Here is a 21534-nt window from a genome sequence, read left to right as displayed (position 1 = left end):
CGCCGCTCCGGACGCTGCAAGACAGCTTCGCTTGCCTCGCCGATGACGGGAGTTTGTCGACGAAGGGACAGTCGAGGCCGACCAACGACCGATCGCCGGGTCAAACGGGCTTGTCATTGTGACAGTATATCATTACTGGCACATGTCATTGCCCCCATCAATCAGGATTCTCCCGTTCCATGCGCTTGCTCTCTTCCGCCGGTTTCACCCTCGCCCTCATCCTTTCGGCGCCCGCCTTCGCGCAGGATCGCACCGCGGGCAGCGACGACGATGTCCACACCGGCGAACCGATCATTGTGACCGCCCCCTATGTCCGCAGCCTCGATATCCTGGGCAATGTTTCGGTTCTCGAAGGCGACGAGCTGGCGCGCGACATCCGCGGCCAGATCGGCGACAGCCTGACGCGGCAGGCAGGCGTGTCGGCAACGAGTTTCACGCCCGGCGCCTCGCGCCCCGTGCTGCGCGGCTTTTCCGGCGAGCGCGTGCGTGTGCTGACCGACGGGATCGGCTCGATCGACGTATCGAATACGTCGGCCGACCATGCGGTGACGATCGATCCGCTCACCGTCGAGCGGATCGAAATCCTGCGCGGCCCCGCCGTGCTGCTGTTCGGCAGCCAGGCGATCGGCGGCGCGGTCAACCTGTTCGACCGCCGGATCCCGCGCAAGGTGCCCGAAGACCATGTCCACATCGACGCGATCGGCGGCTATGCGACCGCCGCCGACGATCGCAATGTGGGGGGCTCGATCGACATCGCGCTTTCATCCCAGCTCGTCGCGCATTTCGATGGCAGCTGGCGCAAAACCGACGATGTGCGCAGCGGCGGCTTTGTCTATGCGCCCGGACTGCGCGCCGAACTGCTCGACCTCGCCGCCGAAGAAGCAGAAGAAGGCCATGCCGACGAAGCCGCCGAACTCACCGAACAGGCGGGTTCGCGCGGCAAGGTCGCCAACACTGCCAGCGAGACCTGGACCGCCGCGGGCGGCCTGTCGCTCATCAACGACGGCGGCCAGCTTGGCCTTTCTGTGAGCTATTATGACAGCAATTACGGCGTCCCCTCGCGTCCCGGCACCGGGCATCACCATGAAGAGGGCGAGGAAGACGAAGGCGACGACCATGGTGAAAGTCCGGTAACCATCGGCCTAACCCAATGGCGCGCCGACCTTCGCGGCGAGGTCGAAATGGGCGACGGCTTCTTCGACAAGCTGCGCATCCGGGCCGGCTACGCCGACTATGAACATACTGAGTTCGAGGGCGACGAGGTTGGCACCGTCTTCACCAATCAGGGCATCGAAGGGCGGCTTGAGCTGGCCCAGAACGACCGTGGCGGCTGGCGCGGCGCCAGCGGTGTGCAATACAGCCACCGCGATTTCAATGCGATCGGCGCCGAAGCGTTCGTGCCGCGTAACCTGACTGACCAGTTCGCGCTGTTCACCCTACAGGAGTTTCAGGCGGGCCCGCTGGGTCTCGAGGCCGCAGTACGCTTTGAAAGCACCAATGTCCGCGCGCCGACGCTCGGCATCGAGCGTAATTTCGACACCTTCTCGGGCGCGCTTGGCGCCAATTACGAAGTCGCTGACGGCGTCAAATTCGGCGTCTCGGTCGCGCGCGCGGTGCGCGCACCGTCGGCCGAGGAGCTTTTTTCGAACGGCCCCCATATCGCGACCCAATCGTTCGAGGTGGGCGATCCCAATCTGAAGCGCGAAGCGAGCTGGGGCGCGGAGGCGTCTTTCAAGTTCAAGACCGACGGCTTCAACCTCAGCGTCGCCGCCTATTCGAACTGGTTCGACAATTTCATCTATTCGAACGCGACCGGCGCCGAAGAGGATGAACTTCCTGTCTTCCAATATTTCCAGCGCGACGCTCGCGTCTGGGGTTTCGAGGCCGAGGCGAGCGCGCGGCTCGCGCAGATCGGCGGATTCAACATCGTCGCCGATGCGACAGCCGACATGACGCGCGCGAAGATCAAGGGCGGGCTCGACCAGCACGCTCCGCGCATCCCGCCGCTGCGTATACTCGGCGGGCTCGAAGCGCAGGGCGATCGGATCGACGCGCGCGCCGAAGTCGAATGGAGCGACGGCCAGACGCGCATCGCGCCGTTCGAGACGCCGACCAAGGGCTTTACGCTGGTCAATGCGTCGATCAGCTGGCGCCCGCTGCCCGACAGCCGCAACCTGACGCTCAGCCTCGCCGCGAACAATATCTTCGACGTCGAGGCGCGGCGCCACGCGAGCTTCACCAAGGATTATGTGCCGCTGGCGGGCCGCGATATCCGTTTGACGGCGCGTGCGAGCTTCTGACCGCCAGGCTTAAAGCAGGCGCGTCATTGCGAGCAAAGCGAGGCAATCCAGGGCGGCTTGCAATATTCTGGATTGCCGCGTCGCTTCGCTGCTCGCAATGACGAGACTAGCATCGGGTTCCGATCAATCTTCAGAACGGAAGCAGCTTGCGCTTGTTCCAGTAGATCGACGTTGCGGCGGCGTAGGCGCCGACCTTTTCCCAGACCGCCGTATCGACCTTTTCGATGTCGACGCCTGCCTCGACATAAGCCTGGACGATCTTCATGATCTGCTCCTCGCTCATGTCGCTCGACAGGTCGGGGTTCACTCCTGCGGGCCCGAAATCGAGCGCGCGGTCGACGACGCCGGGTGCAAGGTTAAATGTCGCGATATCGACCGCCAGCCATTCGCGCGAAATCCGCGCAAGGCTGTAATCGAAATAATGACCCTTTTGTTCGTCCGTAATGCCAAAGCGCGCGACGCAGCCATCGGTGATGGTGGCGAGCTCCTTGAACAGCGCCTCCTGCGTTGCCTGATCCCCCGCGCCGCCCATCACGGCGCCCAGCATTTCTTTCTTGTCGGCAGGGACGGCAGCGATAACGCAGTCGAATTTTTCGCCCTCTTGTGCCGATACGGCGGGCGACAGCGCCGCCAGAAGCAATGCGCCGACCGGCATCCAGCAACGCGTCATTGACAATTTCCTTCGCGAAGATGACGCGGAAAGCACGGTGCCGAGCGAGGAGGCGCGGATGACCTTGCGTTGGTTCTGGCGCGATCCATGAGTCGTTCCGTGTCCACGCCTGTCATCCCCTGCCCTTTGCACCCCATATGGTTCCAAGGGTAATAGGTGCCCGCTTGGCGTCAATAGTTTCAGCGCGTCATTGCGCCCGGAGCGAAGCAGCCTCCAGCCATCAGCCCAACCTACGGCCGATCGCATGGAATTGCTGCGTCGCTCCGCTCATCGCAATGACGGTTTAAATCAACCGACACGCTTCACTGCACCCTTGTGTGCGCCGACGCTCTTGTTGCGCGGACGGAAGCGGCGCTTGCGCTGACCTTCGGCGCCTTCGCCGGCCGCGCCGTCTCGACGCGGGCCGCGATCGCCGCCCGGCTTGCCCGGACCGCGGCCGCGCATCGCTTCCTCACGCTGGCGCTGCGGGTTGCGGCCCTGGCTGCCGGTGTCGCGCGGCGGCTGGACCGGCTTCGGCAGGTTGCGCACCATCTCGTTGAAATTTTCGGGCAGCGGCATCGGTTCGGACTTGCTGCGCGTCACGCGCTCGATATCGCGCATGTACGGCCGCTCGTCAGGTGCGATGAAGCTGATCGCCTTGCCCTCGGCGCCGGCGCGCGCGGTGCGGCCGATACGGTGGACATATTGTTCGGGTACGTTCGGAATCTCGAAGTTGATCACATGGCTGACGCCCGACACGTCGATGCCGCGCGCGGCGATGTCGGTCGCGACAAGCAGTTTGATCTCGCCCGATCGGAACGCCTGCAGCGCGTGGGTGCGCTGCGACTGACTCTTGTTGCCATGGATCGCCATCGCCTTGATCTTCGCGCCGGCCAGATGGCGCACGACGCGGTCGGCGCCATGCTTGGTGCGGGTGAAGATCAGCGCGCGGTCGATGTCCTCGCTGGCGATCACCGCGTGGAGCAGCGCCTGCTTTTCCTTCTGTTCGACGAAGGTCGAAAACTGGCGGATCTTTTCGACCGTCGTTGCTGCCGGGGTAACCGACACGGTCACCGGATCCTCAAGGAACTGTTCGGCCAGGTGCGCGATTTCCTTGGGCATCGTCGCCGAGAAGAAGAGGTTCTGGCGGCGCGACGGCAGCAGCTTGGCGATGCGGCGCAGCGAATGGATGAAGCCCATGTCCATCATCTGGTCGGCTTCGTCGAGAACGAAGATTTCGACATCGTCGAGGCGCAGCGCGCGCTGGTCAATGAGGTCGAGCAGGCGGCCCGGCGTGGCGACAAGGATGTCGACGCCCTGCGCAAGGTCGCGGATCTGCTTGTTGATCGGCACGCCGCCGAAGACGGTCGACACGCTGAGCTTGGTGAAGCGGCCATAGTCGCGGCAGCTCTGCGCGATCTGCGCGGCGAGTTCCCGTGTCGGCGCAAGCACGAGCATCCGGCAACCGCGCGGGGTCGGGCGGTGCGGATAGGTCAGAAGGTGATGGATCGACGGCAGCGAGAAGCCGGCGGTCTTGCCGGTTCCGGTCTGCGCGATACCGCACAGGTCGCGGCCCTTCATCAGCGGCGGAATCGCCTGCGTCTGGATCGGGGTCGGGACGGTATAATCCTTGGCGGCAAGCGCGCGATTGATGTCAGCGTGCAGGCCAAAGTCGTTGAAAGTCGTCATAAATTACTCACAAAGAGCGACGCGCAGGCACATCCGTTCGCTTGCGAACGGACGGCGCACGGGCCGCGGGTTCGAAACGACCCGCGTGAAAGGGTGCCTCTGGGGACAAAGCGCTAGTCCGGCTCGTCCCGCGCCTGTCTCGGGCGGGAAAATCACGCTGCCGGTGGTTGCGGCGGGACGACCCGCCATGCTGCGCTGCACAATCATATGGCATGGGTTACGCGATATTGCAAGATAATTGCGCCGCATAGGATTGCTCCCGCCACCCGTTCGTGCTGAGCTTGTCAAAGCACCGCCCTGCTATTTGCCGTGCGACGCAGGAAGAACGGCCCTTCGACAAGCTCAGGGCGAACGGAGAAGAGGGCGCGTATGCCAGAGAAGATCATCGTTATCGACGAGGGCACGACCTCGACCCGTACGATGCTGTTCGCCGCCGACGGGACGCCACTGGGGAGCGCGCAGCGCGAAATTCGCCAGCATTACCCTGCCCCCGGGCTGGTCGAACATGACGCTGCCGAAATTTGGCAAGCCACGCTCGCCTGCACCCGCGCGATGATCGATAAAGCCGGGGGCGCGGACCGGATCGCAGCGATCGGGATTACCAACCAGCGTGAAACCGTGGTGTTTTGGGACCGCACGACCGGCGAACCGCTGGCGCCCGCAATCGTGTGGCAGGACCGGCGCACCGCCGCTGACTGCGCCGAACTGAAAGAGGCCGGACACGAAGCCGCCGTGCAGGCGAAATCCGGGCTGCTCCTCGACCCGTATTTTTCGGGGAGCAAGATCGGCTGGGCGCTGAAGCACTGGCCGCAACTGCGCGAAGCGGGCGAGCGGCTCGCGGTGGGGACGATCGAATCCTATCTGGTCTATCGCCTGACCCGCGGGGTGCATGTCAGCGATGCGACCAATGCGTCGCGCACGTCACTCATGGACATCAATGGAGCGGGCGGTTGGGACGCGGGGCTGTGCGACCTGCTGGGCGTCCCCTTGGCACTGCTCCCCGAAATCACAGGATGCACGACCAGCGTCGGGACGACCGACCCCGAGCTGTTCGGTGGTTCGATCCCGATTTGCGGCATGGCAGGCGATCAGCAGGCGGCGACGATCGGACAGGCGTGCCACGCGCCCGGACAGACCAAGGCGACCTTCGGCACTGGCGCCTTCGTCCTGTCGGCGAGCGGGACCGCGCGGCCGCACTCATCGAATCGCCTGCTCGCGACGGTGCTGGTGCAGGAGGGCGATGTGCGCTCCTATGCGCTCGAAGGATCGGTGTTCGTTGCGGGCAGTCTCATCAAATGGCTGCGCGATGGGCTCGGCCTGCTCGCCAATGCGGGCGAGAGCGAGGGGCTGGCGCGGTCGGTTGCGGACAATGGCGGTGTGTATCTGGTCCCTGCCCTCACCGGGCTGGGCGCGCCGCACTGGCGGCCCGATGCGCTCGGGGCGCTCTCCGGCCTGAGTTTTGCGAGCACCAGGGCTCACGTCGCGCGCGCGGCGCTGGAGGCGCAGGCCTATCAGGCGCATGACCTGAAATCCGCGTTCGCCGCGGACGGTGTCGATTGGGCCGAACTGCGCATCGACGGCGGCATGGCGGCGAACGACTGGATGGCGCAGGATCTCGCCGACATGCTAGACCTGACCGTCGAGCGGCCCGATTTCGTGGAGAGCACCGCGCTGGGCGCAGCAATGCTCGCCGCAACGGGCGCGGGGCTTTATCCCGATCTCGCGAGCGCGGCGCAGGCGATGCGCGGCACTGCGACGCGCTTCACACCCGCGCTGGATGCGGCCAAACGCAAAACGCGCCTTGCCGGCTGGCAAAGCGCGCTTGCGAAGGTTTTGGAGTAGGGCCATCCTCCCTGTCGCGAAGCGATGGGGAGGATCATAAGCCTCAACGCTTGAGGGTAAGCCCGCCGAAACGCTTGTTGAACTTGGCAACCTGGCCGCCCGCATCGAGCATACGGCCCTGACCGCCGGTCCATGCCGGGTGGGCGGTCGGGTCGATTTCGAGCGTCATCACGTCGCCTTCGCTGCCCCAGGTCGAGCGCGTCTGATATTCGGTGCCATCGGTCATCTTGACCGTGATCATGTGATAGTCGGGGTGAATGTCTTTTTTCATGTCTCTTGGCTCCTGCGCCGCTGGTTTCCGACCAGCAGCTTGAGTCGGTGCGTCCGGGGACGCGAAGCGGCGCCCTTACTGGGCAATGGCCGGAAATGCAACACCCGCCCCAACATCGTCATCCTGGCGAAGGCCGGGATGAAGGAAAGGATCAGTCCGCCGGCGGATCGGCGATCATTGCGGTGAACTGGCATTCGGTCGCCAGCTGCCCGTCCAGCAGCGCGCGGCCTTCGAACTTGCAGATATTCCGCTTCGCCTGAAGGATGGTGACGTGAAGGCCGAGGAGATGGCCGGGTTCGACCGGTTTCCGGAACTTCACGCCGTCGATGCCCATGAAATAGACGAGTTTGCCGCTTCCGGCCAGACCGAGCGATTCGATCGCAAGCACGCCGCCCGCCTGCGCCAGCGCCTCGACGATGAGGACGCCGGGCATGATCGGCCGGCCGGGGAAATGGCCCTGAAAAAAGGGCTCGTTCATTGTCACCGCCTTGACCGCGTAGATCGACTGGTCCCTGACCATCGAAACCACCCGGTCGACGAGCAGCATCGGATAACGATGCGGCAGCAGCCCCAGAATCCGGCGAATGTCCGCCGGACCCATGGCCTCGCTTGCGCTGTCCTCCCCGGCCGTCATCGGGCTTAGCGGGTCGTCGGCGCGGTACCGGTCGGCGCCGGAGCGGCGGGCGTCGCGCCCGGCTGTGCAGCGCGCGCGGCGTCGATCAGCTGCTGATTGCGCTGCTGGACGAGCTGGCCGGGCTGATAGCCGGCCGGGACCGCGGTCGATACGCTCGGCAGAATGCGGTTGATTTCGGCGACCACCGCGTCGGTAATGTCGACATTGTTTTCGCGCGCAAGGACGGCATCGGGATTGAGCAGCAGGTCGACCTTTCGCGCGGTCATCGCCGCCTTGATCGCCTCGTTCATGCGGACGCTGATCTGGTCCTCGACATAGGCGATGGCGAGGTCGATCGGCGCGCTGATCTGACCCAGTTCCTGCTGCGCTGCCTGGCGCTTGTCCTGGACCGCCTTGGCGGCGGCCTGGAGCGCGGCCTGGTTCTGCGGCGATTTGCGCGCTTCTTCGTTATATTTCGCGATCAGCACGTTGATTTCGGCCTGCAGCGTCTGGCCACGCGACTGCTGCTGGTCGATCTGCGCCTTGTAGGTCGTTTCGATCTGCTGCGAGGCAGTGCGGAATGCGTTCGACCGCGCGGCGGCGACGCGCACGTCGGCAACAGCGACGCCCTTCGCCTGCGCGATGGCGGGAGCCGACAGGATGGGCGAGACCGACAGCGTGGCGATCGCCAGCGCGGAAGCGGCGAGAAGTTTTTTCATCAGAATTGGGTTCCTACGTTGAATGAGAAGCGTTTGGTATCATCGCCCTCTTCTTTGCGAAGGGCGTAAGCGAAATCGATCCGGAAGGGACCGAAAGGCGAGTTCCAGTTGACCCCGGCGCCGATCGCGACGCGCGGCATCCAGCTATCGCCAAAGAAGCGTTCCTCGAACGGTGCGAGCGCCGAAAAGCCGCTGGGACAGGTCGTATATTGCCCGGTGCCCGTGGTCACGCCGTTTGATGTCGTCGTGGTTTCGTTGGCGAACTGGCTTTCGCCCGTGGTCGCATTACGACACAGGAATTTATAAAGACCGAAACCGGGCGCATTCGGATCGGTTTCCCTGAAATCGTTAAGCGTTGTCAGCGTCGGGCGTCTCACGCTGAACACCGACCCGACATCAAGGAAGATCGACGGCCGCAGGCCGAGCTCCTTGGCACCGGTGCCGAGCGGAATGTCGACCTCGATCCGTCCCTGATAATAGGCACGCCCGCCAAGCGCGTCGTCGATCTGCCCGCGATTGTCGTTGCTGGTATCGATCACCGGATTGGCCGGATCATAGTCCACCGAATAGCGGATCACGCGCGGGCCGATGCCGCGAATGTCGAAACCGCGCATCTGCGGCTCGCCCAGCTGGAACCGGTCGACCAGGCGGACCTTGTCACTGGTTGGTGTCGGGGCGTCGCCGAACGGATAGATATAGCCGCCCTCGGCCGAGATATTGAGGATGAACCGGCTACCGAGGTTGAAGTGCTTCGACGCTGCGACGCGCGTGCGGACATATTTGACGCTGCCGCCAAGGCCTGCAAAATCCTGGCTGATCGACGCCGACTGGCCGCGCGTCGGACGGATCCGGTTGTCACGGTCGTCGTAAGCAAGGGTGAAGCCGACAAGGGAGGTGGTGCGCTTGCCGATCGCGTCGCAGAGATAGCGGCCGGCGACGAGCGGGTCGCATTCGTCCCCGAAATAATAAAGCGACCGGTCGAGTGTCACATCGTCGAAGTTGAGGCTGTAACGGCCGAAGAAAGACAGGAATTCGGTAAGCGGCACGCCGGCGTTGAGCTGGAAGCCGGTCGTCACCTGCTCGAAGGTCGTGCGGCGATCATTGTCGATGAAGTTGAACGAATTGAGGTCGCGGCGATAGACGCTGCCGCCGACCGAGATGTTGCGGTCGAACAGATAGGGCTCGGTGAAGCCGAGCTCGATCGATTTCGAATAGCTCGAATAATTGACCGACGCCTGCAACTGCTGGCCGAGGCCGCGGAAATTGCGCTGGCGGATCGACCCCTGGAGAAGGAAATTTTCGATCGACGAGAAACCCGCCGACAGCGACAGTTCGCCCGTCGGTTTTTCCTCGACATTGGTCTCCAGAATGATGCGATCGGGCGCGCTGCCTTCCTTTCGCTCGATCTCCAGATTTTCCTGGAAATAACCGAGGCTGTTGATGCGGTTCTCGGTGCGCTTGACGCCGAAGCTGTTGAATGCGTCGCCTTCGTTCAGGCGGAACTCGCGGCGCACCACCTTGTCATGGGTCAGCGTGTTTCCGTTGACGTCGATGCGCTCGACATAGGTGCGCGGGCTTTCGGCGACGTTGAAAGTGATCGCCATCGTCCGGTCTTCGGGATTGCGGCGGAACTCGGGGTTGATGTCAGCAAAGGCATAGCCGAACAGGCCCGCGGTCTCGCTCAGGCTTTCGACCGTATCCTCGACCTGCTTGGCGTCGTACCAGTCGCCGGTCTTCATCGGCAGCAGGCGCTTCAGCATTTCCGGCTGGAAATCGCGCAGCTCGCTTTCGACATTGATGTCGCCGAACTTGTAGCGCTCGCCCTCCTCGACGACATAGGTGATGATGAAGTCCTGCTTGTTGCTCGTCAGCTCCGCCACCGCCGAAATCACCCTGAAATCGGCATAGCCGTTGGTCAGGTAGAACAGCCGCAGCTTCTGCTGGTCATAGGCGAGGCGGTCTGGGTCATAGCTTGTATTCGACGACAGGATCGTCAGCAGACCCGTTTCCTTGGTCGCCATCTCGTCCTTGAGATCGCCATCGCTGAACTGTTCGTTGCCGATGATGTTGATCTGGCGGACCTTCGACTTCGGCCCTTCGTTAATTTCGAACACCACGTCGACGCGGTTCTGGTCGAGCGAGACCATCTTGGGCTCGACCGTCGCGGCAAAGCGGCCCTGCCGCTTGTACAGCTCGATGATGCGCGCGACGTCAGCGCGAACCTTGGAACGCGTGAAGATCTGCCGCGGCGCCAGCTTGATCTCGGGCCGGATCTTGTCTTCCTTCAGCCGCTTGTTCCCCTCCAGAATCACGCGGTTGATCACCGGGTTTTCGGTCACCTCGATCTGCAGCGCGCCGTTGTTGTCGGTGATCTGGAAATCCTTGAACAACTCGGTCGCGGCAAGATCCTTCAGCGCCTGGTCGAGCACCGCGCGGTCATAGGTCTGACCGACCCGCAGCCGCAGATAGGAGAGAATCGTCTGCGCCTCGAGCCGCTGGTTGCCGGTGACGGTGATCGACTGGATCGTCGTCGCGGCCGGAGTCGCTTCGGCCGCGGGCGCGGGAACGGTCGGTGCCGGGACCGTTGGCGGCGCGACATCCTGCGCCATCAGCGGCGTCGCAAGCATGGTACCGGCCAGAAGAGCCGCCGAAAGCTGTGTCCGGCCCAAGATTTTGTGTGAAGCCACGCCGTTCATCCCGAAAAATACTCAAAAACGACAAACCCGCCTGACCGCGGGCTTGCGCGCACTCCCTGCCCCAGACTCGCTAGCCAATCAAGCGCGCGATCCCGTCCCACAGCCCCAAAGAGCCCAAATCGTTGAAAGTCACGACCAGCATCAGCGTCACGACCGCTGCAAAGCCGAAGCGGAACGCCCATTCCTGCACGCGAAGCGGCGCCGGCCGCCGCCGGATCGCTTCATAGGCATAAAAAAGCAAATGACCGCCATCGAGCATGGGCAATGGCAACAGGTTGATGAACCCCAGATTGATGGAAATGAGCGCGATGAAGAATATGAGCGACGCGATCCCCAGCGTCGCGGCCTGCCCCGAAATCTCGGCAATCTTGACCGGGCCGTTCATATCCTTGATCGAGCGGCGGCCGGTAAGAAACTGCGCCAGCACCTCCCCGGTCTGGCGAACGATCTGCCAGGTCTGGTGCAGCCCGACAGCGGGCGCTTCGAGGATCGACACCGGTTCGAGCTGCGGCGCCTGCGGCGCCAGGCCGATGATCGCGCGTTCATATTCCTTGCCGAACGGATCCTTCTCGGTAACCAGCCGGGGCGCGAGCGCCACCGTCCGCTCGCTCCCTTCGCGCCGCACGCGCAGCTGCATCACCTCGCCGGGGCGGTGCGCGACCGCCATCGGAATGTCGGCAAAGGTCGCGATCGTCCGGCCGTCGATCGACACGATCCGGTCGCCCGCGCGCAATCCGGCGGCGTCTGCGGCCGATCCCACCTCGATCGCGCCCGCGACCGGCGGGGTCACGACCTTGCCGCCGACCCACGCGAAGCCCGCGAGGATCAGGATCGCGAACAGGAAATTGGTGACCGGCCCCGCGGCGACGATCAAGGCGCGTTTCCACACCGGCTGCGCGGGAAAGGTGTGCGATCGTTCTTCGGCGGGCAAGGTCTGCCACTCGGCATCGGGCTGGCTGACGGCGTCGCGGTCGCCCGCGAACTGGACATAACCGCCCAGCGGCAGCCAGCCGATCTTCCATTCGGTGCCGCGCTTGTCGGTCCAGCCGATGATCTTGCGCCCGAACCCGATCGAAAACGTATCCGCTTTCACCCCGCACCAACGCCCGACGATATAATGACCATATTCGTGGACGAACACGAGCGGGCCGAGGACGAGCAGAAACGCAAGAATGGTGAAGCCGAAGCCCGGGGTTTCAAGCATGTTCATGTTGTTCCACAAAGCGCAGCGCAGCCGCGCGCGATGCGACATCGACGCTGAATATGTCCTGAAGCGATGCAGGCACCGCTGGCGCTTCCGCATCGATCACCCGGCGTACCGTATCGACGATCGCCGGGAAGGATATGCGGCCTGCGAGGAAGGCAGCGACCGCCACCTCGTTCGCGGCGTTGAGCTGCGCGGGGCGCGCGCCGCCCGCAGCGATCGCCGCGCGGCAGAGCGCCGTCGCGGGAAAGCGCTCCTCGTCGGGCGTTTCGAAATCGAGCCGCGCGATGGCCGCGAGGTCGAGCGGCGCGCACGGCGTCGCCATTCGCTGCGGCCACGCCAGCGCCGACGCAATCGGGATGCGCATGTCGGGCGAGCCGAGCTGCGCCAATGTCGAGCAGTCTATATATTCAACGAGGCTGTGGATCACCGATTGCGGATGCACGAGGATCTCGATGCGGTCGAGCCCGACGGGGAAAAGATGATGCGCCTCAATCAGTTCGAGGCCCTTGTTCATCATCGTTGCCGAATCGACGCTGATCTTGGCACCCATCGACCAATTGGGATGCGCGACCGCCTGCGCAGGGGTAACTGCGGCCATATCCTCGGCGCTCATCGTGCGGAACGGCCCGCCGCTCGCGGTCAGGATAATCCGCCGCACCTGATCGATCCGCCCGCCCGCGAGGCATTGGAAGATCGCATTATGCTCGCTGTCGACCGGCAGAATCGTCGCGCCCGACGCCTTCGCCGCTGCGGTCATCAGCTCGCCCGCCGACACCAGCGCTTCCTTGTTGGCGAGCGCGACATCGTGCCCCGCCGCCAGCGCCGCCATGGTCGGCGCCAGCCCCGCGGTGCCGACGATCGCCGCCATGACAAGGTCGGTGGGCCGCTCGGCCGCTTCGACGAGCGCATCGGCCCCTGCCGCGGATTCGATCCCCGACCCCGCCAGGGCGGCCTTGAGATCGTCGTGACAGGTCTCATCGGCGACCACCGCGACATCGGGGCGAAATTCGATCGCGAGCCGCGCCAGTTCCTTGACGTCGCAATTGGCCGTCAGCACCCCGACGCGCCACGCCTCGCCATCGCGGCGGACGAGGTCGAGCGTCGACTGCCCGACCGACCCCGTGGCGCCAAAAAGGGAGAGGCAGCGCGTCATCTCAGCCGCGCACCGTAATCTGGCCCGCGAACGCCAGTGCACCGATCAGCAGCGCCACGGGCAGCAAACCGTCGACGCGGTCGAACAGGCCGCCGTGGCCGGGGATTAGCTTGCCCGAATCCTTCACCCCCGCGCGGCGCTTCATCCAGCTTTGGCCAAGGTCGCCCAGCTGTGCGAGCAACCCCATGAACAGGCCGATCCACAGCGGCACCCCGACGATCCCCGCGCGGTCGCCGATCGTCGCGCTGGCGATCAACGCCGCGACCATGCCGCCGAACAGACCCGACCAGGTTTTCGACGGACTGATCGTCGGCGCGAGGCGCGCACCGCCGAAGGACCGTCCGGCGAAATAAGCGCCGATGTCCGTCGCCCAGACCATCCCGAAGACCCAGAGCGCCGCGGTCATGCCGAGCTGGTCGCGAACGAACCAAAGGCCCGCGGCCGCGCCGAGGATAAGCACCGGGCCGAGGATCATCAGCGCCGCTTTTGTCCCGCCACCGATTGCCATCGCGCGCACCAGTGCCAGCCATTCGACAAGGACCAGCGCACCGCCGACGAGCAGCAGCAGCCCGAACGCAATGCCGCCGAACCATAGCGCAGTCCCCGCGATCGCAAACAATATGATCGCCGATCCGACCCGCACCCAAAGGTCCGATTTCATCGCTGCCGCCATGCCTTAAAGCCCCCCGTAACGGCGATCGCGCCGTGCAAATTGATCGAGCGCCGCCTTGAGGTCAGCCGGTGTGAAGTCCGGCCACAGCTTGTCGGTGAAATACAGCTCGGCATAGGCCGACTGCCACAGCAGGAAATTCGACAGCCGCACCTCGCCCGATGTGCGGATGAGCAGGTCGAGCGGCGGCATGTCGGCGGTATCGAGGTTCGCCTCGATTGTCTCGGCGGTGATTTCGCCCAGTGCCGCGGCAGCATTCGCCGCGCGCACCAGTTCGTCCTGCGCGCCATAGTTAAGCGCGACGGCCAGCGTCGTGCGCCTGTTGCCCGACGTCCGGTCGAGCGCATCGTCGATCAGCGCTACGACATCGGGTGCGAGCGCGCGCCAGTTGCCGATCACCTTCAATTTTACGTCATTGGCGGCAAATTCGTCGAGGTCCGAGAGGATGAAGCGCTTCATCAGCCCCATCAGGTCATTGACCTCTTCCTCGGGCCGTTTCCAGTTTTCCGAACTGAAGGCATAAAGCGTCATCGCCTCCAGCCCCAGATCGCCTGCCGCGCGCACGATCGTCCGCACCGCCTCGACCCCCGCCTTGTGCCCGGCGACGCGCGGCAGCAGCCGTTTTTTCGCCCAGCGGCCGTTGCCGTCCATGATAATGGCGACGTGGCGCGCGCCGTGGTTCGCTGTCGTCACAACAACCTCAAACCCCGTTCGTGTCGAGCGAAGTCGAGACACGCGAGGCCGAGCGCGAACGCAGCGTGTCTCGACTTCGCTCGACACGAACGGAAGAGAGGATGATGTCCAAAAGCACTAGCCCAGGATTTCCTTTTCCTTCGCGCTCGCCGCGGCATCGATTTCGGCGATCGTGGCGTCGGTCAGTTTCTGCACCTCGGTCTCGGCGCGCTTGCGCTCGTCCTCGCTGATTTCCTTCTTGTTCTCGTCTGCCTTCAGATTGTCCATCCCGTCGCGGCGGACGTTGCGGACCGCAACGCGCGCTTTTTCGGCATATTGACCGGCGAGCTTCGACAATTCCTTGCGGCGTTCCTGCGTCATTTCGGGGATCGGCAGGCGCAGCATCTGGCCATCGACGATCGGGTTGAGGCCCAGCCCCGCCGAACGGATCGCCTTGTCGACCGGGCCAACGTTCGACTTGTCCCACACCTGCACCGACAGCATCCGCGGTTCGGGGGCGCTCACCGATGCGACTTGGTTGAGCGGCATGTGGCTGCCATACACCTCGACCGTCACGGGATCGAGCAGCGCGGTGTGCGCGCGGCCGGTGCGCAGCCCCGCAAGGTCGCTCTTCAGCGATTCGACCGCGCCGTGCATCCGGCGTTCAAGGTCGGCCTTGTCATATTTCGCCATCTGTCTTTTCCTCTCTATTCCCCACACCCGTTCGCATCGAGCGAAGTCGAGATGCCCATGGGTAGCACGCGCCTTATGGGCGTCTCGACTTCGCTCGACGCGAACGGGGTATGGAAAACCAAAGTTTGCATCATAAAATCCATCATGCCGCGTCGCCGACGACGGTCGAGACACCCTCGCCCGCCAGCACGCGCGCCAGATTGCCGGGTTCGCGAATGTTGAACACCACGATCGGGATATGATTGTCGCGGCACAGTGCAACCGCGCTCGCGTCCATGACCTTCAGATTGTCCGCGAGCACGCGGTCATAACTCAGCCGATCATAGCGCACCGCGCTGTGATCCTGCTTGGGATCGGCGTTGTAGACGCCATCGACGCTGGTACCCTTCAGCAGCGCGTCACACTTCATCTCGGCCGCACGCAGCGCAGCGCCGCTGTCGGTGGTGAAATAAGGCGCGCCGACCCCTGCGGCAAAGATCACCACGCGGCCCTTTTCCATATGGCGCTCGGCGCGGCGGCGGATCACCGGTTCGCACACCTTGTCCATCTCGATAGCCGACTGGACGCGCGTCTCGACGCCAAGCTGCTCGAGCGCATTCTGCATCGCGAGCGCGTTCATCACCGTCGCGAGCATGCCCATATAATCGGCCTGCGCGCGGTCCATGCCCTTGGCAGCGCCCGCCATGCCGCGAAAGATATTGCCGCCGCCGATGACGAGGCAGATTTCCAGCCCGCGATCCTTCGCGGCCTTCACCTCGGCCGCCATGCTCGCCACCGTTTCGGGGTCGATGCCGAACGCGCTGGAGCCCATCAGCGCCTCGCCGGACAGTTTCAGCAATATGCGTTTCAGGCCGGGCAATGCCATGATCGGGGAACCTCTTGCAAACTCGATATAAGCGAATGGCGCGCACCCTAGAGCGGGCACGCGCCATTGCCAAGCGGACTGCCGCGACCGGCGCGGCAATCCGTATCTTCTCTTTTAGACGCCAGCGGCAGCCGCGACTTCCGCCGCGAAATCGCTTTCTTCCTTCTCGATACCTTCACCGAGCTGGAAGCGGACGAAGCCCTTGAGCGTGATGGCTGCGCCGACATCCTTGCCGGCAGCAGCGACGACTTCGGCGACCGGGGTCTTGCCGTCCATCACGAACAGCTGCGACAAGAGCGCGTTTTCCTTGCGGAACTTGGCGATCGACCCGTCGACCATCTTGGCGACGATGTCGGCGGGCTTGCCCGACTGGGCGGCCTTTTCCTCGGCGATCGCGCGTTCGCGCGCTACCAGGTCGGCGTCGAGGTCGTCGCCGTTCAGCGCCAGCGGGTTTGCGGCGGCAACGTGCATCGCCAGCTGCTTGCCGAGCGGTTCGAGCACATCGGCACCGGCGCTCGATTCGAGCGCGACGAGCACGCCGATCTTGCCCATGCCGGGTGCGACCGCATTGTGGACATAGCCGGTCACGGCGCCAGAGTTCACCGTCAGCACGGCGGCGCGGCGCAGCGACTGGTTTTCGCCGATCGTCGCGATATTGCTGGTCAATTGTTCGGCAACAGTGCCGCCGGTCGGATAGGCTGCGGCGCCGAGCGCGTCGATGTCGGTGATGCCTTCGGCGAGTGCGACCTGCGTCACGTCGCGGACGAACGCCTGGAACTGCTCATTCTTGCCGACGAAATCGGTTTCGCTGTTCACTTCGACGAGCGCGCCCTTGGTGCCGTCGGCTGCGAAACCGACCAGGCCTTCGGCGGCGACGCGGCCCGCCTTCTTGGCGGCGGCGGCAAGGCCCTTGGTGCGCAGCCAGTCGATCGACGCTTCGATATCGCCGTTGTTTTCGGCGAGCGCCTTTTTACAGTCCATCATGCCTGCGCCGGTGCGATCGCGCAGTTCCTTGACGAGGGCGGCCGTGATTTCAGCCATCGGATATTCCTTTCATAAGGGGCAGGCGCTGGGTGGCCTGCGATCCGCCGCGCGCATGGCGGCGGGATAAGTCAAAAGGATGACAGGGACGGCGCCGGATCGATGCCGCGCCGCCCCGTCATTCAGACGCGCTTATGCGTCGCTCTGACGTTCGGTTTCGGCTGCCGCTTCGGCGGGAACCTGTTCGTCTTCGGTTACCGGAGCGGCTTCTTCGACCAGCGCCGGTTCGGCAACAGGTTCGACCGCCGCGCCCAGATCTTCGCCACGATCGGCGCGGGCCTGCTGGCCGCCCCGCGTTGCCGCCTGGGCAACCGCATCGCAGTAAAGACGAATGGCGCGCGCGGCGTCGTCGTTCGCGGGAACCGGGAAGGCGATGCCGTCAGGCGAGACGTTCGAATCGAGAATCGCGACGACGGGGATACCAAGAACATTGGCTTCCTTGATCGCCAGCTCTTCCTTGTTCGCGTCGATCACGAACATCACGTCCGGAATGCCACCCATGTCGCGGATGCCGCCAAGGCTCATTTCGAGCTTGTCGCGTTCGCGGGTGCGGTTGAGCACTTCCTTCTTGGTGAGGCCCGAGGTGTCGCCCGAAAGCTGTTCCTCAAGCGTCTTGAGACGCTTGATCGAGTTCGAAATCGTCTTCCAGTTGGTGAGCATGCCGCCCAGCCAGCGGTGATTGACGAAATGCTGACCCGAAGCGCGGGCCGCATCGGCGATCGGGCCCTGCGCCTGGCGCTTGGTGCCGACGAAAAGCACCTTGCCGCCGGCGGCCGAGGTCGAAGCGATGAAGTCCAGCGCGCGCGCAAAGAGCGGTACGGTCTGCGACAGGTCGAGGATGTGGATGCCGTTGCGCGCGCCGAAGATATACGGCTTCATGCGCGGGTTCCAGCGGTGGGTCTGGTGGCCGAAGTGGGCTCCAGCCTCGATAAGATTCTGCATCGTGACGACGGGTGCCGCCATGGTCTTTCTCCTTCCGGTTGGTCCTCTGGAAAGCAAGAACCGGGGGTCGCAAGCGACGGATCCCGGCACCGGTTTATGTGCGCCTTCCATGTGGAATGCGCGGGCCGTTAGCGGGCGCCGCCGCCAAAAGCAAGCGGTTTGCGCCTGATTTCTTCGTCGGCGAGGCCCGGCGCGCTGTTCCACTTGCCGAAAAAGCGACTCCGTTCGTCGCAAATCAATTGAGAACAAAACAGGAACATGGAACAAAGCTTCGAAGAAATAGTCGCTGAAACGCGGGTTTCAGAGAAGCCGAAAGGACAAGGTCATGGTTCAGGTCGCAGCTGCTCTCCTCTTCGCCCTCGCCGCCGGGCTGGGCGTAACGGTCATTCTCGCGATGCTCCGAAATAACGAGAATGCGATCCTGTCGGCGCTGCTGGGCGAAGGCGCCTTCCCCGACGCGGCCTCCACCCGGGCCGGACCGCCGCCGCGGCGGATGACGCTGCGCCGCGCGGATGGACGGCGTCCTGTCCTGCGCGCTGCTGGTCCCTCGCTTCAGGCGCAGCTGGTCGTCAGCCGCGCCGCCTGACCTTCGCGTAGCTGGCGAGGCCGAACGGAAGCGTCGCTGCATAGATTGCGGAAATCGCAAGCAGTGTGAGCCACGGCGCCGTCACCAGCGCGGTGCCAAGCAATCCCACGCCGGCCAGCGCGAAAAGGCGCCATGATCGACGCAAACGGATCGACGCCCAACTATAGGTCGGGAGCGCCGAGATCATCAGCATCGCGATCGCGAGAGCCCACGGCATCACGAAAAACCATTGGCGGAACAGATCGTCGCCGGTGACGAGCCACAGATAAACCGGGACAAAAGCCAATCCCGCCCCGGCCGGCGCCGGAATGCCCGTATTGAATCCGGCCGATTTATGCGGCTGAAAATCTGCATCCATCCTCGAATTGAAGCGTGCGAGACGCAGCGCGCAGCACACCGCAAGCGCGAGCGCGGCGGTCCAGCCGAATTTCGGCGCTTCTTCCAGCGACCAGAGAAACAGGATCATCGCCGGCGCAACACCGAACGCGATCACGTCCGACAACGAATCCAGTTCGGCACCAAATTTGCTCTGCGCGCGCAGCAGCCGCGCGATGCGTCCGTCCATGCCGTCGAGCACCCCGGCAAAGATGACCGCGGCAAGCGCCTTTTCCCATTCCTCGCCGATTGCAAAACGAACGCCGGTCAGGCCGAAACAGAGCGCGAGGGCGGTGATTGCGTTCGGCGCAAAAGCGCGCAGGCTGAGCCCGCCGATGCGGCGCCCGGCGGTGTGGGCGGGAGACTGGTCCGCGTCCGCCACCTTATTGCCCGACGCCTTCGATCGTCCCGGCGGTGCCGATCCGCGCAACGATCGTCTCGCCCGCCAGCGTGCGCTGGCCGAGCAGCACCTGCGGCGTGGTGCCCGCGGGCAGATAGACATCGACGCGGCTGCCAAAACGGATCAGGCCGACGCGCTGTCCCGTCGCGAGTTCACTTCCTGTCGACACGAACGGCATGATGCGCCGCGCGACGAGGCCCGCAATCTGGGTAAAGCCAATGCGCACCCCGTCGGCGCGCTCGACGACGAAATGCTGGCGCTCATTCTCTTCGCTGGCCTTGTCGAGGTCGGCGTTCACGAACTTGCCGGGAATATAGACGAGTTTGCGCAGCGTACCCGCAACCGGCGTGCGGTTAATGTGTACGTCAAAGACACTCATGAAAATCGAAACCCGCAACATCGGCGCGCTTCCCAGCCCGTCGGGCCCGGCAATTTCGGGCGGTGGCGGAACTTCGGCGATCTGGGTGACCAAACCGTCAGCGGGCGCGACAATCATCTCGCCGCCCACCGGCGTCACGCGAACCGGATCGCGGAAAAAAGTTCCGATCCAGATCGTCACACCGAGCATAAGCCAGCCAAGGATTTCCCATCCCAATAGCCAGAAGCAAAGGGTTACGATGCCGGCGATCAGCAGGAACTTACGGCCCTCGGGATGGATCGAGGGCCATTGCCATTTGATGCCGCCGCCGGGCCGGTTCGAGGATATGATGTTCGACATGGCCGTTCTTCTAGGGGGGAGCGTCCGTAGTGACAATGGATAAGGCACCGACATCGTTGCTTACAGCCGCCATACCCTGCGTGCGTTGCGGCGGTTGATCAATCGCCCTGCTTTGCCTAAGGCCCGCTGCAACTCCGACTCCCCAAGGATAAAGGCTGAAGCGCATGGGCAAGATCAAGGTAGCCAACCCGGTCGTCGAACTCGACGGCGACGAAATGACCCGGATCATCTGGCAATGGATCCGCGAACGACTGATCCTGCCCTATCTCGACATCGACCTCCATTATTACGACCTCGGCATCGAGGAACGCGACCGTACCGACGACAAGATCACTGTCGAGGCGGCGAACGCGATCAAGAAATATGGCGTCGGCGTCAAATGCGCGACGATCACCCCCGACGAAGCCCGCGTCGAGGAGTTCGGCCTCAAGAAGATGTGGAAGTCGCCGAATGGCACGATCCGCAACATTCTGGGCGGCGTCGTGTTTCGCGAGCCGATCGTGATGAAGAATGTGCCCCGCCTCGTCCCCGGCTGGACCGACCCGATCGTCGTCGGCCGCCACGCATTCGGTGATCAGTATAAGGCGACCGACTTCCGCGTCCCCGGCCCCGGCAAGCTGCGCCTTGTATTCGAAGGCGAGGACGGCACGCTGATCGACGAGGAGGTGTTCCAGTTCCCCTCGTCAGGCGTCGCGATGGGCATGTACAACCTCGACGATTCGATCCGCGACTTCGCGCGCGCCAGCCTGAATTACGGCCTCGCGCGCGAATGGCCCGTGTATCTGTCGACGAAGAACACGATTCTCAAAGCCTATGACGGCCGCTTCAAGGACATCTTTGAAGAAGTGTTCCAGGCAGAATTCAAGACGCAATTCGACGCGCTTGGCATCGTCTACGAACACCGCCTTATCGACGACATGGTTGCCTCGGCGCTCAAATGGTCGGGCAAATTCGTCTGGGCGTGCAAGAATTACGACGGCGACGTTCAATCGGACACGGTGGCGCAGGGCTTCGGCTCGCTTGGGCTGATGACCAGCGTGCTGATGACCCCCGACGGCCAGACGGTCGAATCCGAAGCCGCGCACGGCACCGTCACGCGCCATTACCGTATGCATCAGCAGGGCAAGGCGACGTCGACCAATCCGATCGCTTCGATCTTTGCCTGGACCGGAGGGCTGAAGCATCGCGGCAAACTCGACGACAATGCGGCGCTGGTCAAATTCGCTGACGATCTGGAAAAGGTCTGCGTCGCGACGGTCGAAAGCGGCAAGATGACGAAGGATTTGGCGCTGCTGATCGGGCCCGATCAGAATTGGCTGACCACTGAGGGCTTTTTCGAGGCTATCGTCGAAAATCTGGATCAGAAGATGGGTGCTTAAGTAAGCGATTTACTTGAGATAGCCATCTAGCCAATCGGGGCCGGCCTGCATAAG

General features: G+C 63.8%; 20 protein-coding genes. 4 read left to right on the top strand and 16 right to left on the bottom strand.

All coding sequences use genetic code 11. The features are described from left to right. Positions 1 to 179 precede the first annotated feature (179 nt). Entirely contained in the window at positions 180 to 2300 is a 2121-nt protein-coding gene (locus VSX77_RS12780; RefSeq protein WP_338424991.1) for a TonB-dependent receptor, read from the top strand. A 130-nt stretch (positions 2301 to 2430) separates the two neighbouring features. Here the strand turns inward: VSX77_RS12780 and VSX77_RS12775 are convergent, their stop codons facing one another. Both VSX77_RS12775 and VSX77_RS12770 read right to left on the bottom strand, forming a co-directional pair. Beyond that, positions 2431 to 2970, bottom strand: coding sequence for a hypothetical protein (locus tag VSX77_RS12775; RefSeq protein ID WP_338424990.1), 540 nt, complete (start codon positions 2968 to 2970; stop codon positions 2431 to 2433). A 288-nt stretch (positions 2971 to 3258) separates the two neighbouring features. Beyond that, on the bottom strand, positions 3259 to 4638 hold the full coding sequence (locus VSX77_RS12770; protein WP_338424989.1) for a DEAD/DEAH box helicase: 1380 nt from the start codon (positions 4636 to 4638) through the stop codon (positions 3259 to 3261). Positions 4639 to 5007: 369 nt separating this feature from the next. On the opposite strand from VSX77_RS12770, the gene VSX77_RS12765 reads away from it, so the two are divergent. Then, on the top strand, positions 5008 to 6480 hold the full coding sequence (locus VSX77_RS12765) for a glycerol kinase (RefSeq protein WP_338424988.1): 1473 nt from the start codon (positions 5008 to 5010) through the stop codon (positions 6478 to 6480). Between the two features lie 43 nt (positions 6481 to 6523). Here the strand turns inward: VSX77_RS12765 and rpmE are convergent, their stop codons facing one another. The 12 genes from rpmE to rpsB form a co-directional block, all read right to left on the bottom strand. After that, positions 6524 to 6751, bottom strand: a complete 228-nt coding sequence (gene rpmE / locus VSX77_RS12760; RefSeq protein ID WP_095383345.1) for a 50S ribosomal protein L31 — start codon at positions 6749 to 6751, stop codon at positions 6524 to 6526. A 151-nt stretch (positions 6752 to 6902) separates the two neighbouring features. Beyond that, positions 6903 to 7385, bottom strand: a complete 483-nt coding sequence (fabZ, locus tag VSX77_RS12755) for a 3-hydroxyacyl-ACP dehydratase FabZ (RefSeq protein ID WP_338424987.1) — start codon at positions 7383 to 7385, stop codon at positions 6903 to 6905. 5 nt (positions 7386 to 7390) lie between these two features. After that, positions 7391 to 8083 (bottom strand): OmpH family outer membrane protein, encoded by a 693-nt coding sequence (locus tag VSX77_RS12750; protein ID WP_338424986.1) that lies wholly within the window; start codon positions 8081 to 8083, stop codon positions 7391 to 7393. Further along, the gene (gene bamA / locus VSX77_RS12745; RefSeq protein ID WP_338424985.1) at positions 8083 to 10779 is read right to left on the bottom strand and encodes an outer membrane protein assembly factor BamA; all 2697 of its coding nucleotides are present in this window, start codon (positions 10777 to 10779) and stop codon (positions 8083 to 8085) included. Before bamA ends, VSX77_RS12750 begins: the two co-directional genes overlap by 1 nt. 70 nt (positions 10780 to 10849) lie before the next feature. Then, positions 10850 to 11983 carry an RIP metalloprotease RseP gene (gene rseP, locus VSX77_RS12740; protein ID WP_338427268.1) on the bottom strand — a complete coding sequence of 378 codons (1134 nt, stop codon included), beginning with the start codon at positions 11981 to 11983 and terminating at the stop codon, positions 10850 to 10852. Then, the gene (locus VSX77_RS12735) at positions 11976 to 13139 is read right to left on the bottom strand and encodes a 1-deoxy-D-xylulose-5-phosphate reductoisomerase (protein ID WP_338424984.1); all 1164 of its coding nucleotides are present in this window, start codon (positions 13137 to 13139) and stop codon (positions 11976 to 11978) included. The genes rseP and VSX77_RS12735 overlap by 8 nt, the downstream gene beginning before the upstream one ends. 1 nt (position 13140) lies before the next feature. Next, complete coding sequence (locus VSX77_RS12730) at positions 13141 to 13800, bottom strand: phosphatidate cytidylyltransferase (protein WP_338424983.1); 660 nt, start codon at positions 13798 to 13800, stop codon at positions 13141 to 13143. A gap of 15 nt (positions 13801 to 13815) precedes the next feature. Further along, the gene (gene uppS, locus VSX77_RS12725) at positions 13816 to 14502 is read right to left on the bottom strand and encodes a polyprenyl diphosphate synthase (RefSeq protein WP_338424982.1); all 687 of its coding nucleotides are present in this window, start codon (positions 14500 to 14502) and stop codon (positions 13816 to 13818) included. Positions 14503 to 14619: 117 nt separating this feature from the next. Further along, positions 14620 to 15174 carry a ribosome recycling factor gene (gene frr / locus VSX77_RS12720; RefSeq protein WP_338424981.1) on the bottom strand — a complete coding sequence of 185 codons (555 nt, stop codon included), beginning with the start codon at positions 15172 to 15174 and terminating at the stop codon, positions 14620 to 14622. 142 nt (positions 15175 to 15316) lie between these two features. Then, entirely contained in the window at positions 15317 to 16039 is a 723-nt protein-coding gene (gene pyrH / locus VSX77_RS12715; protein ID WP_338424980.1) for a UMP kinase, read from the bottom strand. 114 nt (positions 16040 to 16153) lie between these two features. After that, on the bottom strand, positions 16154 to 17080 hold the full coding sequence (tsf, locus tag VSX77_RS12710) for a translation elongation factor Ts (protein ID WP_338424979.1): 927 nt from the start codon (positions 17078 to 17080) through the stop codon (positions 16154 to 16156). Positions 17081 to 17212: 132 nt separating this feature from the next. Then, positions 17213 to 18043, bottom strand: coding sequence for a 30S ribosomal protein S2 (gene rpsB, locus VSX77_RS12705; protein WP_338424978.1), 831 nt, complete (start codon positions 18041 to 18043; stop codon positions 17213 to 17215). 304 nt (positions 18044 to 18347) lie between these two features. Between rpsB and VSX77_RS12700 the strand changes: the two genes are divergently transcribed. Further along, positions 18348 to 18608, top strand: coding sequence for a hypothetical protein (locus VSX77_RS12700; protein WP_338424977.1), 261 nt, complete (start codon positions 18348 to 18350; stop codon positions 18606 to 18608). On the opposite strand, the gene VSX77_RS12695 is transcribed toward VSX77_RS12700, so the two are convergent. Beyond that, a complete protein-coding gene (locus tag VSX77_RS12695; protein ID WP_338424976.1) occupies positions 18592 to 19365 on the bottom strand; it encodes a CDP-alcohol phosphatidyltransferase family protein in 774 nt (257 codons plus the stop codon). The genes VSX77_RS12700 and VSX77_RS12695 overlap by 17 nt on opposite strands. 1 nt (position 19366) lies before the next feature. Further along, positions 19367 to 20101 (bottom strand): phosphatidylserine decarboxylase, encoded by a 735-nt coding sequence (locus tag VSX77_RS12690; RefSeq protein ID WP_338424975.1) that lies wholly within the window; start codon positions 20099 to 20101, stop codon positions 19367 to 19369. A 164-nt stretch (positions 20102 to 20265) separates the two neighbouring features. On the opposite strand from VSX77_RS12690, the gene VSX77_RS12685 reads away from it, so the two are divergent. Beyond that, positions 20266 to 21480, top strand: coding sequence for an NADP-dependent isocitrate dehydrogenase (locus tag VSX77_RS12685; RefSeq protein ID WP_338424974.1), 1215 nt, complete (start codon positions 20266 to 20268; stop codon positions 21478 to 21480). Positions 21481 to 21534 lie beyond the last annotated feature (54 nt).

Origin of the sequence: Sphingopyxis sp. TUF1 (assembly GCF_036687315.1) — a bacterium.
GTDB classification, from domain to species: Bacteria; Pseudomonadota; Alphaproteobacteria; order Sphingomonadales; family Sphingomonadaceae; genus Sphingopyxis; species Sphingopyxis kveilinensis.
This window is presented reverse-complemented; position numbering and strand designations above follow the sequence as displayed.